Raw genomic sequence first — 18,147 nt, forward strand, 5'->3', positions numbered from 1 at the left:
CCCCTCCTAGATGGCTTCCTCTTCGATAACTCCCTCCTCAATGGCTATCTCCTCGAGGGATATGGGCTCCGGAGGCTGCAGTTGGATCTGGGCCTCTGCGGAAAGGTGACAGCGTGCCGGTATCAGTTTGCCGATAATTACATTCTCCTTAAGCCCCTGAAGCTTGTCCGTCTTACCAGCAACTGCTGCCTCGGTAAGCACCCTGGTGGTCTCCTGGAAGGAGGCGGCGGAAAGAAAGCTATCTGTATTCAGCGAGGCCTTGGTAATCCCCAGAAGCGCAGGTCGGGCGGTTGCTGGTTCTCCCCCCTCTGCAAGCACCTTGGCGTTAATGTCCTCATAGACAAAGCGGTCTACTAACGCCTCGGGAAGCAGATCGGTTTCCCCCGGCTCCTCGATGCGAACCTTGCGCAGCATCTGGCGAACGATGGTCTCGATATGCTTGTCATGGATATTTACCCCCTGCGTGCGATAAACCTGCTGAACCTCATCCACCAGGTACTCCTGGACCGCCTCCCTGCCCATAATACGCAGCAAATCCTGGGGATTAATCAGCCCCTCGGTAAGCCGCTGCCCCGCCTGGACCCAGGTGCCCGGCTCCACCATAAGACGAGATGCAGCGGAGAGAGGATATACCCGCTCCTCCTTCTCTTCATAAGAGATGGAGAGCTGATCCTTCTCCACGCTCACCGTGCCGGCTACCCTGGCGATGATGGGAGGGACCTCCACTGTCAGGGCACGCTTGCTAACCGGTGGCTTAGCCAGCACCTCCCCCACATCCACCCACTGGTCACTCGTGACCCTGGCCTTCCATCTAGCAGGTAGCGGGTACTCATCGCTATAACGCTCGGTGCTTGACACCCTGATCCAGCGGCCCCCCCCTGCCTCCACCTCCACTTCCTCCACCAACCGTCCTCCCCCTTCATCCACCTCCTCCACCCATCCGTCAATTTCGGCTATGATGGCCTGAACCTTGGGGGTCCTGGCCTCGAAGAGCTCTTCCACACGGGGGAGACCACTAATGATATCCAGTCCGGCCACCCCCCCGGTATGGAAGGTGCGCAAGGTTAGCTGGGTCCCAGGCTCCCCGATGCTCTGGGCTGCAATAACGCCCACCGCATCTCCCATCTCCACCAGGTGTCCGCGAGCCAGGCTCCTCCCGTAGCAGAACTGGCAGATACCATGCCTCGCTTGACAGCTCAGAGGTGACCTTATGTAGACCTTGGTGATCCCCGCCTGGTTGATCTCCTTGACCTTCTCCTCATCGATCTCCTGGTTCCGCTCCACGATGGTCTCCCCACTCTGGGGGTGAACTATTTTGGCGGCGGCAATTCGCCCCAGGATGCGCTCGGCAAAGGGCGCCAGTATACGCCTCTCCTCTGTCTCATAGATCCAAAGACCAGCGGTGGTGCCACAGTCCTCCTCAAGGATGATCAAATCCTGAGCCACATCGACGAGCCGTCTGGTAAGGTAGCCACTGTCCGCAGTCCTGAGCGCGGTGTCCGCCAGCCCCTTCCTGGCTCCATGGGTGGATATGAAGTACTCCAGCGCTGTTAAGCCCTCCCGAAAGCTTGAACGAATGGGGAAATCAATGATCTTCCCCGATGGGTCAGTTATCAGGCCTCGCATGCCCGCCATCTGCCGTATCTGGGCAATATTCCCCTTAGCCCCTGAGGTTGCCATGAGGTATATAGAGCCGTAGCGGTCCAGCGACTCGGCGATGGCATCGGTTACCTTATTCGTGGCCTCCGACCAGAGCTCGACCGTGCTGGCATAGCGCTCATCATCAGTGATCAGCCCTCTCTGGAACTGCTTATCCACCTCGGCCACCCTTCTCTCCACCTCATCCAGGAGTTTCTTCTTGCCCGCCGGTGCTTCTATATCATTCATGGCGATGCTGCTCCCCGACCTGGTGGCATAGCGAAACCCCAGGCTTTTAACACTGTCGGCCACCTCAGCAGCCCCTTCGTCACCCACGCGTTTAAAGCAATCAGCAACCAGCTGCTTGAGCGACTGCTTATCCATCGCCTTATTGATGAAGCCAAACTCCCCGGGGAGCACCTCATTAAAGATGATGCGACCGACGCCGGTTTTCAGTCGCTCTCCACCCGTATCCGTGACCTCGATCTCTGCATTCAGGTGGATGATCCCCAGTTCATGGGCCAGCTTCGCCTCCTCAAAGCTGCCGAAGCGCATACCCTCCCCCTTAGCCCCGGGCTTGATCATGGTAAGGTAGAAGCATCCTAGAACAATATCCAAGGTGGGCGCGATTACCGGCTCCCCGGAGTTGGGTAGCAGCATGTTATGGGTTGCAAGCATTACCTCTCTGGCCTCTATAACCGCAGCCCTGGATAGGGGCACATGAACCGCCATCTGATCACCGTCGAAGTCAGCATTGAAGGCGGAACAGACCAGGGGGTGAAGCTGAATGGCACTGCCATTTACCAAGACTGGCTCAAAGGCCTGAATACCCAAGCGATGCAGGGTAGGGGCTCGATTCAAGAGGACCGGCCTGTCCTTGACTACCACATTTAACGCATCCCATACTTCCGCCCGCTCCCGTTCCACCAGCCGTTTGGCGCTTTTGATATTATGTGCATGTCCATGGAGGATCAGGCGATGCATCACAAAGGGCTTGAACAGCTCCAGGGCCATCCTCTTGGGCAAACCACACTGGTGGAGCTTCAGCTCCGGGCCAACCACAATCACCGAACGCCCGCTATAGTCCACCCTCTTGCCCAGCAGGTTCTGTCGGAACCTCCCCTGCTTCCCCCGAAGCATATCCGATAGCGACTTCAACTTGTGATTACCGGAACTGGTAACCGCCCGCCCCCTCCGGCCGTTATCGATGAGGGAGTCCACCGCCTCCTGTAGCATTCGCTTCTCGTTACGTACTATTATCTCAGGGGCACCCAGATCCAGGAGCCTCCGCAGCCTGTTGTTACGATTGATCACCCGCCGATAAAGGTCATTGAGGTCTGATGTGGCAAACCTCCCCCCATCCAGCTGAACCATGGGACGAAGGTCTGGAGGGAGCACCGGGAGCACGGTTAATATCATCCACTCCGGCTTATTCCCGCTCCTCCTTAGCGCCTCCACCACCTTGATCCTTTTGTTCGCCTTCTTCCTTCGCTGTCCGGTGCTGGAGCGGATCTCTTGGTAGAGCTTCTCGCGAAGCTCAGCTAAATCGAGGTTGGTGAGGATATCCAGTATAGCCTCGGACCCCATGCCTGCCCTGAAAACATCGGGATACCTATCCTTGAGCTCGCGATACCTGTTCTCGGCAAGCACCATCACCGGGTGAAGCTCCCTCAACTCATCGATTCTGGCATTAAGCTCTTCCCACAGGTGCTGACCTCCCTCCTCCACAAGTTTCTCTTCCGCAGTCACCATGCTGGACTCAAGCCTGGCGATCTCCTGGTACGTCCGCTCTATAGCCTCCTCCCTCGCCTTATAATCCACATGGGTAATGATATACTGGGCAAAGTAAAGCACCCGCTCCAGGTTCCGCGGTGAAATGTCCAGCAGGAGGCCCAGGTTGCTCGGGGTCCCCTTCACAAACCAGATGTGGCTAACCGGAGCGGCTAGCTCAATGTGCCCCATCCGCTCCCGGCGCACCTTGGCGCGGGCTACCTCAACGCCACACTTATCGCAGACAATGCCCCGGTATCGCACCTTCTTGTACTTACCACAGTAGCACTCAAAATCCTTTGTCGGCCCGAAGATACGCTCACAGAAAAGCCCATCCCGCTCCGGCTTAAGGGTGCGATAGTTGATCGTCTCCGGCTTGGTCACCTCTCCCCACGACCAACTCCTGATCTGCTCCGGCGAGGCCAGTGATATCCGTACTGCGCTAAAATCATTAACCTCAAGCACTGCTATCTCCTTCCTGATCCCGGTACCTGCCACCCGGGAATTTCTCCACCCAAATCCTCGACCAGGGCGACGCTCTCCTCCTCCTCATTTAAGACCTCCACCGCAAGCCCCAAGCTCTGCAGTTCCTTGACCAACACCTTAAAGGATTCGGGTACCCCCGTCTCCCAAATAGCATCTCCCTTGATGATGGACTCGTAGGTCCTGGCCCGTCCTGCCACATCATCTGACTTGACCGTCAGTAGTTCCTGAAGCACATGAGCGGCACCATAGGCCTCCAGAGCCCAAACCTCCATCTCACCAAAGCGTTGTCCGCCGAACTGGGCCTTGCCGCCCAGTGGCTGCTGGGTAATTAGGGAGTAGGAGCCCGTGGAGCGGGCGTGGGCCTTGTCCTCGACCAGGTGGCTTAGCTTCATCATGTAAATATAGCCGACGGTCACCGGCTGATCAAAGGGCTCCCCGGTACGACCATCGTAAAGTATTGTCTTCCCCCCAGCGGGCAGGGGAAGCCCCTTCTCCCGGGAAGCCCGCTTCGCCTCCTCCATCATCTCCTTGTCACCGAGCCCCTCACTGCTGACCCCAATATCCTCCAGCCACAACCTTAGGCAGGTCCGTTTCGCCTCCCCCTGGTATTTATCGCTGAATACCCGCGAGCCATCGTAGCCCCGCTGCCCGACCCATGCCTTTGCCTGCTCCAGGTCGAAAGGTTTTCCCTCCTCTGGATCGAGCTTAAGCGCCCCGGCGCGCTGGGCAATCCATACCTGAGCCAGGGCATCCTCAATGGCCTCGGGACTAGCACCATCGAATACCGGAGAGAGCACCCTGAACCCCAGGGTATGTGCCGCCCATCCCAGATGGGTCTCTAGCACCTGTCCCAGGTTCATCCTCGAGGGGACACCGATAGGATTGAGAATAAACTCTACCGGCCTCCCATCCGGCAGGAAGGGCATATCCTCCGGGGGCAATATGCGAGCTATCACCCCCTTGTTGCCGTGTCGCCCCGACATCTTGTCCCCCTCAGATACCTTCCTCCACTGCGCCACCCATACCCGCACCAGTTTATTGATCCCCGGTGGAAGATCCTTCATATCATTTGGAGATTCGCGAGAGAATACCTTGACACCGATAACCTTACCCCATTCCCCATGAGGCACCCTGAGCGAGGAGTCCTTTACATCCCTGGCTTTATCCCCGAAGATGGCGCGCAGCAGTTTCTCCTCCGCGCTGAGCTCTGTTTCCCCCTTAGGGGTGATCTTCCCCACCAGGATGTCCCCAGGCTTCACCTCGGCGCCGACCCTCACAATACCGTCATCATCAAGATTCCTGAGGCTCTCCTCGCCAACATTGGGTATATCCCTGGTGACCTCCTCCTTCCCCAACTTGGTATCCCGGGAATCGATCTCATGCTTCTCGATGTGGATCGAGGTGTACTTCTCCTCCCGAACCAGGCTCTCGCTTATGACTATAGCATCCTCGAAGTTATAGCCCTCCCAACTCATGAAGGCACAGAGAACATTCTGCCCCAGGGCGAGCTCACCTTTATCTGTAGAGTAGCTATCGGCCAGTATCTCGCCCTTACTTACCCTCTCCCCTTTTACTACCAGGGGGTGCTGGTTTACGCAGGTGCCCTGATTTGAGCGGGTGAATTTTATCAGGGGATAGCTATGCTCCCTTCCATCCTCACCCCGAATTACAATCTCCCCTGCGGTGACCGAGGTCACCTCACCATCGTGCTCGGCAATAGTCACCTGTCCACTACCACAAGCAGCCTGCGCCTCCATTCCGGTACCAATGATCGGAGACTTGGGGCAGATCAGTGGCACCGCCTGTCGCTGCATGTTCGAACCCATAAGGGCGCGGTTGGCATCATCGTGCTCCAAGAAGGGTATCAGGCTGGTGGAAACGCTCACGATCTGCTTCGGCGAGACGTCCATGTATTTCACCTGCTCCGGCGTCTCTTCATAAAACCTGCTCCCCTTCCTAACCTCGATCCTCTCATTGACGAACTGACCGCTCTTATTTAGAATTTCACTAGCCTGGGCGATAGCGTATTTCTCCTCCTCATCCGCAGTGAAATATTTAACATCATCAGCATCACTGGAGACAAAGGGCACCACCCTCACTTTCTGAACAGCGAGCTGAGCAAGCCTCCCTGCGATCTCTGCAGTTACCTTGGTGCTTCGCTTAACCACGGAATGCCCCTTATCATCAAAAACCTCCTCCGACACCACCCGCCCCACTAGATCCGGGGAGTTGCTCTCCAGCTCCATGATCACCCTTCGGTAGGGGGTCTCGATGAGCCCATACTCGTTGACGATGCTATAGGTGGCCAGCGATCCGATGAGGCCGATATTAGGCCCCTCAGGGGTCTCTATTGGGCAGATCCTGCCGTAGTGGGAATGATGAACATCCCTCACCTCGAAGCCAGCGCGCTCCCGCGACAGCCCCCCGGGTCCCAGCGCGGAAATACGGCGCTTATGGGTAAGCTCTGCGAGGGGGTTGGTTTGATCCATAAACTGGGATAGCTGGGAGGCCCCGAAGAACTCCCGTATCGCCGCAACCACCGGGCGCACATTGATCAGCGCACTGGGGGTCACCGATTCGAGGTCGATAATGCTCATCCGCTCCCTTATTACCCGCTCCATGCGAAGTAGCCCCAGACGGAACTGGTTCCGGACTAACTCTTCCACGGTCCTCACACGCCGGTTTCCCAGATGGTCTATATCGTCGGGGGGATCGACACCCTTGCTCACCATGATTATGTGCCGTACAATCTCCACCATGTCCTCCCTGGTAAGCACCTGCTGATTCAGGGGAAGGTCAAGCCCGAGCCTCTTGTTCAGCTTGTAGCGACCCACCTTGCCCAGGTTGTAGCGGCGGTAATTGAAGAGTAGGTTATCGATCAGGCTTCGGGCGTTTTCCAAAGACGGTGGGTCACCCGGCCTGAGGCGTCGATAAAGCTCAATGAGAGCCTCCTCCCTGCTCCTTACCAATGGGTCCCGTTCCATGGTTGCCTGGATAAAGAGGTCGCCGTCATCCACATCCTTAAACAGCGCCAGGATGTCCTCATCGCTGCTATATCCCATGGCGCGTAGCATTGTGGTAATGGGGATCTTTCGTTTCCCATCGACCTTTACCGAGATTACGTCCTTGTTGCTGGTCTCGAACTCCAGCCAGGCACCGCGCTCCGGAATAAGCTTGGCAAAGCAAAGCCGGCGACCGGTGGTAACGTCCTGCTCCAGTGTAAAGGAAACACCGGGCGAGCGGATAAGCTGGCTTACCACCACCCTCTCTGCCCCGTTAATGACAAAGGTTCCCTTTGGCGTCATCAAGGGGAAATCGCACATGTATATGTCCTGCTCCTTGATCTCCCCGCTATCCTTGATCACCAGTTGCACCCTGACCTGCAGGGGGGCAGAGTAGGTTATATCACGCTCTCGGCATTCTGCCTCCGAGCGTTTCGGGGGAGCGGCATCTCGCATGTAGCGCCAGAAAGAATCATCCTCTTCAAAGAAGGGCATATTCGCCTCGTTTTCCTTACCAAACCCGTAGCTGATGAAACGCAGATCGAATCGGGAGCCGGTGAAGTCATGTATAGGGGAAATCTCATCGAAAAGCGACTGCAGTCCGCCCTTCACCTCGGGGTTTCCCCTGTCAGGCTGCTTATCGCAAAACCTGCGGTAGGAATCTAGCTGGATCTGGATTAGATTGGGCATATCTATGACATGGGAGGTCCTGGAATAGGATTTCCGGGGCACCGCTTTTGAGGAAAGGGGAATGGTAACAGTCACAAAAAGCCTCCTTAAAATGAGATAAAATTACCCACAAATGAAATAGATGAACGGAAGTTAACGATGTTGAGGAAATAAATAAGAAATAGAGGTATCCATTAGGCAAATGTTAATGATACAACAATATGAAAAATATGTCAATATATTTTTCGACATAATTATAATTTCGGGGTAAATGGATAATTTTTTCCAGGTGACGGGTCTGCTGCCCTCTGACTGATTTTTGCGATGCTATCCATCCTGATATCTCATCCATGAATCTTTCCCCTGAAGAGCAGGGATAATGATTGCACCCCCCTCATGGTGCACCGATGCTCTCTATCCATCTGCTATAGAGATAAGCGGTGCAGGCGTCAAGGCGGGCATCGCAAAGGTCATGGTTGAACATCTCCAGGCAGGATAGCAGCAAGTCGCCCTCTGAGAGAAACGATGCCCGCCGGCATTTCCTTCCCGGGTATATGCCCGCCGAAAAGCTGCACCTTTGCGGCGTAGGGATAGACCTCGATAACCCAGCAACCCCCTGTAGTTATCTCATCCTTAAGCGTGACCGCCCGATAGACCACATTTTTCATAATCGACCTCTTTATGGTATAGTAGCAAGGGGTGCCGTGGCGGGAGAGATCCCTTTCGCACCCCCTCCCCTTTGAAGGCGACAGCGGCTGGCCGGGACAGCTCTCCTCGAGGCGGCAAAGCCCTTTGGGCAGGCTAAGGGGAGCATAGATGGCAACTATGGAGGGATGGTGGCATTCTATCGCCTCGATAATCTGACCATCGCTCAAGAGAAAACCGAACCCATCGAGGTGAAGCCCCACATAAAGCGCCACGCAGGCGGTTTGCTTTTTCTCCCCGTTGGTGAGGTCGGGGCCGATGAAGTTAGCCCTTACCAAGGCGCTAGGAATCGGTTGCGATCCCCGCTCGCTTCATTATCTCCCGTGCCACAACCACGCCCGAGGCCGATGCCTGGACCAGGCCGCGGGTAACCCCGGCACCATCCCCGGCGGCAAATAGATTGGCTATCTCGCTCTCCAGGCTCTGGCTGAGGGCAAGCCGCGATGAATAGAACTTGACCTCGATCCCGTAGAGCAGGGTGTGGCGCGACGCTACGCCCGGTGCAAGCCTGTCCATGGCATCCAGCATCTCGATAATGCCCTTCAGGTGGCGATAGGGAAGGGCGAAGCTCAGGTCGCCTGGAGTGGCGCTCCTAAGGGTAGGCCGTATGATACCCCTCTCGATGCGCTCCGGGGTGGAGCGCCGTCCCTCCATAAGGTCGCCAAGCCGCTGCACTATCACGCCCCCACTCAGGATGTTTGCCAGATGAGCCAGGTGACGACCATAGGCGATGGGGTCGCGGAAGGGCTCGGTGAAGGTTGTGCTCACCAGGAGGGCAAAGTTGGTGTTTTTTGTCTTGCGTTCCGCGTAGCTATGCCCGTTTACCGTGGTCACCGGGTCGCTGCCCCCGGTGGACTCCATGGTCACCTCACCTGCCGGGCACATGCAGAAGGTTCTGACCCGGTCATCGAAGGCTTTGGAATAATACTCCAGCTTGCACTCGTACAGGGCGTCGGTTAACTCGCTGAGGACCGCCTCAGGCACCTCCACCCTGACCCCCACATCGACGGGGTTAATCTGAAGGGTGAGCCCCAGACGCTCGGCCTCGCGGACCAGCCAATCAGCCCCCTCCCTTCCCGGGGCGATGAGCAGATAGCGGCACTCGAACCTCTGTCCATCCTTGGTCTCTATACCCTTGACGGTTCCATTCTCAGTGAGGACGGTATGCGCCACGGTGCCCAATTTAACCTCGACCCTGCTAGAGAGGAAGTCGCGCATCGCGCATAGCACGGAACGAGAGCGCTCCGTGCCCAAGTGGCGTACTGTCATCGGGATAAGGCGCAGGTCTGCCAATGTTGCTCTGCGCCCCAGCTCCTCAATCTCATCCCCGCTGCCATATACCCGGTTTGAACCGCCAAACTGGAGATAGCTGCTATCGACGTACTGCACCAGCTCCCGGGTCTTATCCAGCCCGACGTAATCCACGAGCCTACCACCCACATCAGCGGAGAGGGTGAGCTTTCCATCGCTGAAGGCGCCAGCGCCGCCCAGTCCACTGACCAGGTCGCATGGGGTACATGGCGGACAGCTAATCCCCTTTTCCATAAAGGGGCAGACGCGAGAATCGATGTCCTTGCCCTTCTCCACGAGCAGGATGCTCAGGTCTGATGCTTTACAGAGTTCCAGAGCGGCAAATAGGCCCGCTGGCCCTCCGCCCACGATAACCACATCGTATTTATCCGGCAACTCTCTCTCCTTGCCTATTCTAACTGAGTCTTAATTAGGTTGTCAAAGGGACTTGCTCATCCAGCACATTAATGACACGAAGCAGTTCACCCGATTTTCCCTGCCATTGCGACGACCCCTGTCGCTCTAACAATCTAATATTTTCCAACTCGCCCGGCCCGTGATGTTTTATTTGGGGCACACCCCTTTATAACTCCCGTATTGTGAAACCATCCCCCAATCCCCAATCACTAATTGCTAATTGCCAATTACCATTAACCCTCACCCACCAAGCCGCCTCAGGATGTCCCAGAAGGCCCCTCGATAGCCATCCCGGATGGCGTTCGTGAGGAGAGTGTTCTCATTGTAGTTATAGTTCCGGTCGTCGACGTCACCCCCCATGAAGAAAAACCGCTCATCGCCAGCGACAAGGCCGGCCAGATACCCCAGGGCATCCTCCCCGAGCGCCGAAGACAGATAGAAGACGGGGGCAAAATATTTCTCGTCCCTTACTCCTCGAAGGTTGGGGTTTTGCTCTACAGGCCCCTGCCTGCGCACCATGGCCGCCAGCCTGGTTCCAGGGAATATACGCACCCCTAGGCTAGCGCCTACCCTAAAGGGGGATAGCCGTTTCATTGTCTCAATGGTCTCCCTCAGCGAATTGCGGGTCTCCCCGGGACCGCCGAGGAGCAGGTCGTACATAAAAACGATGCCCTGTTGGTGGCATAGCTGGGTGGTTCGCGCCACATCCTCGACGGTGAAGTCCCGCTTCAGAGTGCGCAGCATCCGCTCACTTGCGCTATCGACGCCAAAGTCGATGCCGGCGCACCCCGCCTTCTGGAACAGTGTGACAAGCTCCTCACTAAAGGGGGCGGGGCTACAGTATGCATACCATCTCACCCGGGAGGCTAACCCCCTGTTTACGATTTCACGGCATATCTCCCCGGCGTGAGCTGGCGGTAAATTGAACTCGCTATCGCAAAAGTGTAAATGGTCAATCCCCATCTGGAGCAGCACCTCGATCTCATCGACTACACTCCGCGGGTATCGCCGACGCACCCTCCTCCCCTTGGCCAGAGGGTCAGCGCAATAGATACATCGTCCGGTGCAGCCCCGCTTGGCCTCGATGCTGCCCATGCCCCCCTCCAAAAAGTAACGGCGGTTGTCCACCGCGTTTCTTTCCGGGGCGGGCATACCTTTTAGATCTATGTATTTGGGGGCATTGAGATGGAAGCCCTCTGTAACACGACACACCAGACCGGGGACCCCGTGGTAGTCCTCCCCGCCCACCATATTCCTAAGCAGCAAAGGGAGCGAGTATTCCCCCTCCCCCAAGATCCCCAGGTCGAGGCCGCAGTACTGGAGAATGTCCTCGGGCATGATGGAGAACCCCGACCCGCCAAGTATTATGTGAGCCGAGGTGTGCGCCCTGATACAATCGATTATCTCCTTGAGCCTGGGGATAAGGAAATCCCTGGTGATAAGGGAGGTGTCGTCGGTGTTTCGCAGGGTGATGGCGACGGCGAAGGCGCTTTTTGAAGCGAAATAGCCCTCGATCTCTCGAGCGAAATCCTCGGTATTTGGGCAAAAACAGAGATCGAGGAGGTCAACCTCAAAGCCGCTACCAGCGAGGGATGAGGCGAGATAGTCCAGAGCAATGGGCGCTACCGGCGGCCTCATCCGGTTAGGGTTAACCAGGAGCACCCTACGAGCCAGCGCTTTCTCCCTATCCGGACACATAGCCCTCCGCGGTCATATAGGGCACCGGCTTTTTGAAGGGCTTCACCTGCTCGCCCACCTCGTCCCTTATGATGAAGCCGGCGACGTGCATCAGGGTATCGAAAAGCCGGTCATCGATCTGCTCCTGAACCATGGCGGCCAGGCAGGGATAGTGGTGGTGGAGCATACCCGCCTCGAACTCAGCCTCGTCCGCGGAGACCCCCACCAGCCCCTGAGCCACATGCCTGGCGCTTCCGCATGCTGCGTCCCGGATAACGTCCACCGCCTCTATCTTCCTGGTCTCCGGGTTCACCGTTATCTTGAGCTGCGGCTTTCCGAAGTGCCGGGCGAAGGATGAAATAAGCTCGTTATCATAATTCCTGGAGCTGCGGCGATAGCCGTAGCTATCCAGTGTCAGGGTGCAGAAGGGCTTGGGGAAGACGCTGGCAATGCCCATGGCGTCGAGCTCACGCTGGAGCTGATTTGCCAACCCCGGGGGCAGCCACGCCGAATTATCGATGGGGGCGATGACCGCCCGCGCCCCGCTCAAGCTGGCCATTTCGGGAACCAGCTGTGCCGCGCCGGGTGACTCGCCCAGGTAGAGTAGCAGGTCTGCCCGGGGCAACTCTTCGGGGAGGAATTCCTCAGGCTCGTCTATAATCTGGGGCAGGGCGCGCGGCGGGGTGAAGACCTCGACTGTCCAGTCCGATGGACCATGGCTCCGTATATTTTCCACCTTCCGCGTGCCGAAATTGCCCTGCACAATGGCTAGAATTCGCAATGAATCATCTCCCTCACTCGCCCGAGCGGAAGCGCTGGTAGGCCACCATCCTGCCCAGCACCTTAGCTGCCCTGCGTCCGTCAGGGTAAAATGCAATCCCCCTGGTGGGCAACGGCTCCTCCATCACCGTCCTCAGCGCAGGCGTGGTGACGAAGACCGCTGGCTTGCCGGACTCTCTCACCGCCGCCAGCACCAACTCCACATAATCGGGCATCCAGCTACCGGCGGTGATGAGCAATATATCCACCCCGTCATCCTTCCCCAGCACCTCAATGGTATCGATATAGACCTGGCGGTTAAACGTGGACTGCATGCCCAGGTCCACCGGGTTATCGGTGCAGGTGCCCACGGCAGGGACAAACTCCGTCAGCCTCTTCCCGGTATCCTCGGAAAGCTCGGCGATCTCCAGCCCATATTCAATGCAGGCATCGGCGATGGCCACCCCCATGCCTCCCATTCCAGTAACTATAGCGACCCTGTTGCCCCCGGGCAGTTTAAGAAAGTAGAATGCCTGGAGGTAGTCAAGCATCTCCTCCGCACTATCCACCTTTATCATGCCCGTTTGCTGGAAGACAGCCTTCCACACCGCAGCCGAACCCGAGAGTGCTCCGGTGTGGGAGGAGGCGGCGCGTGAGCCCACATCGCTTGTCCCGCCCTTCCACAGCATGATGGGCTTTTTCCTGGAGACCTCTCTGGCAAGCCGGTAGAAGCGTGGTCCTTCGACCACCCCCTCCAGGTAGGCTATTATGATGCCGGTCTCCGGGTCCTGGCCGAAGTACTCCAGCAGGTCCGACTCATTTAGGTCACACTCGTTCCCGAAGCTTATGGCCTTGCTGAAATGGATCCCCTGAGCCGCCGCAGCCACGGGGAACATCACCGAAAGGGAGCCGCTCTGGGTGAACATGCCCACCGTGCCACTCTCTCTGGGCAAGACACCGGCAAAGTTAACCAGGTTGGAAGCAGGACAGTAAATGCCAACGCAGTTAGGCCCGATGAGCCTGGTACCATTCTTACGCGCAATCCCAACAAACTCTCGCTCCAGCCTTCTGCCCTCTCTATCCTTCTCCCCGAAACCCGAGGTACATATCACCACCCCCTGGATGCCCTTCAGGGCGCAATCACGTACCACACCGGGCACCGTTTCCCGCGGAGAGAACACCACCGCCAGGTCCACGTCCCCCGGTATATCCTGCGCCCTGGGGTAAGCCTTCACCCCGCACACCTCCTGCTCGCTGGGGTGAACCACGTAAAGCTTGCCCCTGTCAAAGCCCTGCTGAATAAAACCTCTCAGAAAAAACTGTCCCAGGTTCCCGTCGCTGTTGGAAGCCCCTACGATAGCCACCCCCCGCGGGTGGAAGATTCGCTCCAGCTCATCTATAGTTTTCCTATTTTTCAGTCTCTTCCCCTTCCCGCTCCAGTGTGTCGCGCCAAGTTTGAAGCAGGGCCTTGCTGGCGAGGAGTTCATTAGTGGCAGAATAAGGGTCGATGTCGCCATGTTCCACCCTCTCCAGTGATGCGGTTAGCTGCTCGCTTTTCCTTATGAGCGCCAGGATGCGCTGCCTGACGCTCCGCTCCACCACCTCCAGGAACTCCGCCCTCCGCTGCGCCTTGCGGCGAATGTCAAGCTGCCCCGCCTCCTCAAGCGCCTTTCGGTGGTTTGTGATCTTCTGATACAGCCTATCGATTCCCACATTATTTACCGCCTCGGTGGTGAGCACCGGTACCTCCCACCACTCATGCTTGGGGTTGAGACGCAGTACCTGCCTCAGGTCATCCGCCACCATATCCGCCCCTTCCCGGTCCGCTTTGTTGACCACGAATATATCGGCGATCTCGAGGATGCCGGCCTTCATCGCCTGAATGGCATCGCCCGCCTCCGGCACCAGCACCACCACCACGGTGTCCGCCGCATCCATGATGTCGAGCTCGGTCTGCCCCACGCCCACCGTCTCCACCAGAATGAAGTCCTTGCCGAAGGCATCCATGAGCTTGAGCACCTCCTTTGTGGTGGGCGATAGCCCCCCCCTCCCTTCCCTGGTAGCCATGCTGCGGATGAAAACCCCCTTATCCAAGTAGTGCTGCTGCATCCTGATGCGGTCGCCGAGCACCGCCCCCCCCGAAAATGGACTGGAAGGGTCGCAGGCGATCAAGCCCACCGTGTACCCATCCGCCCGTATAAGAGCGGTCAACCTGTCGGCGATGCTGCTCTTGCCCCCTCCCGACGGGCCGGTAATGCCCACGACGTGGGACTTTCCCAGATTGAAGTTTATCTGGCTCATAATCCGGGGCACCTCGGGGGCATTCCGCTCGATCATGGTGATAAGCCGTGCCAGGCACTGCTCGTCCCCACCGATCATCTTCTTGACCATTTCCTCAACATCAAGCAATTTTATAAACCCCTTTAATTATTATAGCCTATGAGCTCTCCTTATCCAGCTAAAAAACTATAGCACACCGCCCCCGTTACGTGTCAAGGAATTTGGGGGATGGTAAATGGTTATTTGTTTGAACTGGTACATCATAAACCGACCCTGAGGTCATTTCGTCCCCAGAGACCGAACTGTTGGCCGCTACTTATACCTAAATCGCCGTCATCGCGACCCCGATATATCGGGGGTGGCAGTCCCCACGTCACATGACAGAACAACACTGAGACCCAATACCCGCCGCGTGGCCTCGATCCGCCGGGTAGGCTGGCCGATTGCCCGATCAAGTTGGGCAACAGGCTTGGCCAGCCTATCCATTGTTATGCTGAACTCGTTTCAGTATTTCGACCCTCTATTATAGCCGGGAGCCACGGTAAAACCTTATACTAATGACAGAGAGCCTTCAAGATATTGATTTGCCTTTTATAGACAGGTATACTGTCGAAAGACAGGCATGTTAGTCTGAAAAGGAAGGAGGGCAAGATTGTGGAAGAGGAAATCGGCAGGGTCAGCGACTTCTTTGCCCAACCGGTGGTGGCAGGGATCGATCTCACCGGTCCGCTCCAGGTTGGGGACAGGCTTCACATCGCGGGACACACCTCCGACCTGGAACTCATCGTCCAGTCCATGCAGATAAACAATGCGGACGTTCAGGAAGCCAGGCCGGGGGATTCCGTAGGGATCAAGGTACCTGACCGGGTGAGGCGGGGGGATAAGGTCTATAAGGTCACGGAGTGATCGTCCGAATCAGGTTCGCCATCTCAATGGCGCTTTCCGCCGCCTCAAAGCCGGCGTTGCCCATCTTTGCCCCCGCTCGCTCGATAGCCTGCTCCAGTGTGTCGGCGGTGACCACACCATAGGTTACCGGCACTCCGGTCTGCAAGCCAACCTGGGCTATCCCCTTGGTTACCTCGGTGGCGATATAGTCAAAGTGTGGTGTGCCACCCCTTATCACGGCGCCCAGGCAGATAACGGCGGAGTAGCTTCCCATTTCCGCCATCTTTTTGGCGATGAGCGGTATCTCGAAGGAGCCTGGGGTCCAGGCGACCTCGATGTCCTTCTCTTTGACACCGTGGCGCAGTAGCGCATCCTCCGCCCCCTTAAGAAGCCTGGCGGTGATGAACTCATTGAAGCGGGATACAACAACCCCGAACCTCAAGCCCGCGCCGAGAAGCGTGCCTTCATATTTCTTATTCAATATCTCCTCCTCTTATAAGTAAGCCTAGCCAGAGAAAACCTCGTCGCTGCTCTTGCCTAGGGTGGCATGAATATCGAAGCGAACCGCGCCCACCGACGCCCTGCCCCGCACCGCGTCGGCAATCCTGCCGGTCATGCTGTGACCAAAGCCGCCGCAGAGCTCGATTACACCACACCCCTCACCCACCAGTTGCTCTGCCTTATCGAGAGCCTGGTCCATGTTGGCCACAAATTGGATGACGAGTTCCACAAACTCCGTGCTCAGCACGCTACGGTGCTTATCGGGGTCTGCATCGGGCACTATAACCATGAAGGCCATTTTCATTGCCATGTTTCCTCTCCTTTTATAATCAGGGCTCCTGCTTCACGGTCTTCTCCAGCTCCAGAAGGTGTCCCAGCTTCCGTTGTTTGGTCTCCAGGTAGCGCAGATTGATGGGGTTGGGACTTACAATGATCGGCAGTGTCTCAACCACCCTTAGCCCGTAGCCCTCGACACCCACCACCTTCCTCGGATTGTTGGTAAGAAGGCGGATGTCCCTGAGACCGAGGTCCACCAGTATCTGAGCGCCGATGCCGTAGTCGCGAAGGTCGGCTGGGAAGCCCAGCGATTCATTGGCCTCCACGGTGTCCATCCCCTCATCCTGGAGTGCGTAGGCTGCGATCTTATTGTGCAGCCCGATCCCCCTCCCCTCCTGCCTCATGTAGAGGAATACCCCCCGCCCCTCTTCGGCGATAGCCCGCATTGCCATGGCGATCTGGTCGCCGCAATCGCACCTCAGACTGCCGAAGACATCGCCTGTAAGGCACTCGCTGTGCACCCGAACCAGCACCGGTTCCTCCCCCGATATATCCCCCTTCACCAGAGCGACATGCTCATCGGGGTCGATGGTACTGCGATAGGCGATGGCTATAAAATCGCCATACCTGGTGGGCAGACTTGCCTGGGTCACCCGGCTAACCAGCCTCTCATGGCGCCGGCGATAGGCGATTAGATCAGCAATGCTCACCACTTTAAGCCCGTGCTCTGCGGCAAAGGCCTCGAGCTCAGGGAGACGAGCCATGGTGCCGTCTTCATTCATGATCTCGCAGATGACGCCGGCGGGGTATAGTCCGGCGAGTCTTGCCAGGTCAACGATAGCCTCGGTATGCCCCACCCTCACCAGCACTCCCCCCTCCCTGGCGCGCAGCGGGAAGGTGTGGCCGGGGCGAGCCAGGTCATCGGGCTTGGTCGCCGGGTCGAGCACCGCCTTGATGGTTGCCGCCCTATCATGGGCGGAGATGCCGGTGCTAACCCTGTGTTTCGCCTCTATGGATACGGTAAAGGCGGTCTCATGCTTTGAGGTATTCTCCCCAACCATCATGGGGATGCTCAGCTCATCCAGCCGCTCCCCGAGTACGGGCAGACAGATGAGCCCGCGACCATGCTTCGCCATGAAGTTGATGGCATCCGGGGTGACCTTCTCCGCCGCCATGGCCAGGTCGCCTTCATTCTCGCGAGCCTCATCGTCGATTATTATTACGAACCGTCCCGCCTTTATGTCCTCGATCGCCTCCGGGATTGTTGCGAGTCCCATTTACCATCTCCTTTTTAAACCGTCAGCAAACTCTACACACTGCCTTTTATTTATTATTGCTAACAACTGCTGCCTGCTTTATCACGCCAGAAAGCCGTGCTCGGCCAGAAACTCCTTCGTTATCCCCGTGTCCCCCTCCCTCAGTCGCTCCACATACTTGGCGATGATATCCACCTCCAGATTCACCGTATCCCCGGGCCTCCGCACACCGAGGGTGGTGTTCTCCAGCGTATATCTTACCAGCGAGACACCGAACGAGGTAGAATTACATTGTACCACAGTCAGGCTCACCCCATCCACCGCGATGAAGCCCTTCTCAACCACATACCTCATTATCTCCGGACGTGCTTCAAATTTCAAGAGGAGCGCCCCCCCCTGCGGGGTCACCGAATGAACCCGGCCCACGCCATCGACATGCCCCTGGACGAAGTGCCCGCCGAAGCGTCCGCCCACCGCCAGGGGGCGCTCCAGGTTCACCCCATCGCCGGAGTGAAGCGCCCCCAGGTTGGTGCGCC

Annotated in this window: 13 protein-coding genes; 1 reads left to right on the forward strand and 12 read right to left on the reverse strand. The window is 57.3% G+C overall.

What is annotated here, in order from left to right; genetic code table 11:
* Nucleotides 1-6: 6 nt before the first annotated feature.
* From rpoC to meaB, 8 genes are all read right to left on the reverse strand, one after another.
* On the reverse strand, nucleotides 7-3,873 hold the full coding sequence (gene rpoC, locus VMX96_07835; protein HUU63806.1) for a DNA-directed RNA polymerase subunit beta': 3,867 nt from the start codon (nucleotides 3,871-3,873) through the stop codon (nucleotides 7-9).
* Between the two features lie 2 nt (nucleotides 3,874-3,875).
* Nucleotides 3,876-7,661: a DNA-directed RNA polymerase subunit beta gene (rpoB, locus tag VMX96_07840; protein ID HUU63807.1), complete on the reverse strand. Its 3,786-nt coding sequence runs from the start codon at nucleotides 7,659-7,661 to the stop codon at nucleotides 3,876-3,878.
* Nucleotides 7,662-8,035: 374 nt separating this feature from the next.
* Nucleotides 8,036-8,548: a hypothetical protein gene (locus VMX96_07845; GenBank protein ID HUU63808.1), complete on the reverse strand. Its 513-nt coding sequence runs from the start codon at nucleotides 8,546-8,548 to the stop codon at nucleotides 8,036-8,038.
* Nucleotides 8,549-8,552: 4 nt separating this feature from the next.
* Entirely contained in the window at nucleotides 8,553-9,956 is a 1,404-nt protein-coding gene (locus VMX96_07850) for an NAD(P)/FAD-dependent oxidoreductase (GenBank protein ID HUU63809.1), read from the reverse strand.
* A gap of 261 nt (nucleotides 9,957-10,217) precedes the next feature.
* Nucleotides 10,218-11,675, reverse strand: coding sequence for a radical SAM protein (locus VMX96_07855; protein ID HUU63810.1), 1,458 nt, complete (start codon nucleotides 11,673-11,675; stop codon nucleotides 10,218-10,220).
* Nucleotides 11,662-12,435: a DUF166 family protein gene (locus VMX96_07860; GenBank protein HUU63811.1), complete on the reverse strand. Its 774-nt coding sequence runs from the start codon at nucleotides 12,433-12,435 to the stop codon at nucleotides 11,662-11,664. The genes VMX96_07855 and VMX96_07860 overlap by 14 nt, the downstream gene beginning before the upstream one ends.
* 13 nt (nucleotides 12,436-12,448) lie before the next feature.
* Nucleotides 12,449-13,930, reverse strand: coding sequence for a CoA-binding protein (locus VMX96_07865; GenBank protein ID HUU63812.1), 1,482 nt, complete (start codon nucleotides 13,928-13,930; stop codon nucleotides 12,449-12,451).
* Nucleotides 13,821-14,822 carry a methylmalonyl Co-A mutase-associated GTPase MeaB gene (gene meaB / locus VMX96_07870; GenBank protein ID HUU63813.1) on the reverse strand — a complete coding sequence of 334 codons (1,002 nt, stop codon included), beginning with the start codon at nucleotides 14,820-14,822 and terminating at the stop codon, nucleotides 13,821-13,823. Before meaB ends, VMX96_07865 begins: the two co-directional genes overlap by 110 nt.
* Nucleotides 14,823-15,347: 525 nt before the next feature.
* Between meaB and VMX96_07875 the strand changes: the two genes are divergently transcribed.
* The gene (locus VMX96_07875) at nucleotides 15,348-15,599 is read left to right on the forward strand and encodes a translation elongation factor-like protein (GenBank protein HUU63814.1); all 252 of its coding nucleotides are present in this window, start codon (nucleotides 15,348-15,350) and stop codon (nucleotides 15,597-15,599) included.
* Here VMX96_07875 and ribE read toward each other — a convergent pair.
* The 4 genes from ribE to VMX96_07895 form a co-directional block, all read right to left on the reverse strand.
* A complete protein-coding gene (ribE, locus tag VMX96_07880) occupies nucleotides 15,589-16,059 on the reverse strand; it encodes a 6,7-dimethyl-8-ribityllumazine synthase (GenBank protein ID HUU63815.1) in 471 nt (156 codons plus the stop codon). The genes VMX96_07875 and ribE overlap by 11 nt on opposite strands.
* 24 nt (nucleotides 16,060-16,083) lie before the next feature.
* Entirely contained in the window at nucleotides 16,084-16,389 is a 306-nt protein-coding gene (locus VMX96_07885) for a DUF6506 family protein (protein HUU63816.1), read from the reverse strand.
* Between the two features lie 19 nt (nucleotides 16,390-16,408).
* Nucleotides 16,409-17,632 carry a bifunctional 3,4-dihydroxy-2-butanone-4-phosphate synthase/GTP cyclohydrolase II gene (locus tag VMX96_07890; protein ID HUU63817.1) on the reverse strand — a complete coding sequence of 408 codons (1,224 nt, stop codon included), beginning with the start codon at nucleotides 17,630-17,632 and terminating at the stop codon, nucleotides 16,409-16,411.
* 81 nt (nucleotides 17,633-17,713) lie between these two features.
* The coding region (locus VMX96_07895) for a riboflavin synthase (protein HUU63818.1) at nucleotides 17,714-18,147 on the reverse strand (434 nt) is incomplete at its 5' end.

This window comes from Dehalococcoidia bacterium, from assembly GCA_035528575.1.
Classification (GTDB): domain Bacteria; phylum Chloroflexota; class Dehalococcoidia; order E44-bin15; family E44-bin15; genus DATKYK01.

Coding starts and splice junctions, on each gene's coding strand:
- VMX96_07855 (HUU63810.1), bottom strand. CDS start 11,675: ATGTGTCCGGATAGGGAGAAAGCGCTGGCTCGTAGGGTGCTCCTGGTT.
- VMX96_07885 (HUU63816.1), bottom strand. CDS start 16,389: ATGGCAATGAAAATGGCCTTCATGGTTATAGTGCCCGATGCAGACCCC.
- VMX96_07890 (HUU63817.1), bottom strand. CDS start 17,632: ATGGGACTCGCAACAATCCCGGAGGCGATCGAGGACATAAAGGCGGGA.
- VMX96_07865 (HUU63812.1), bottom strand. CDS start 13,930: ATGGCGACATCGACCCTTATTCTGCCACTAATGAACTCCTCGCCAGCA.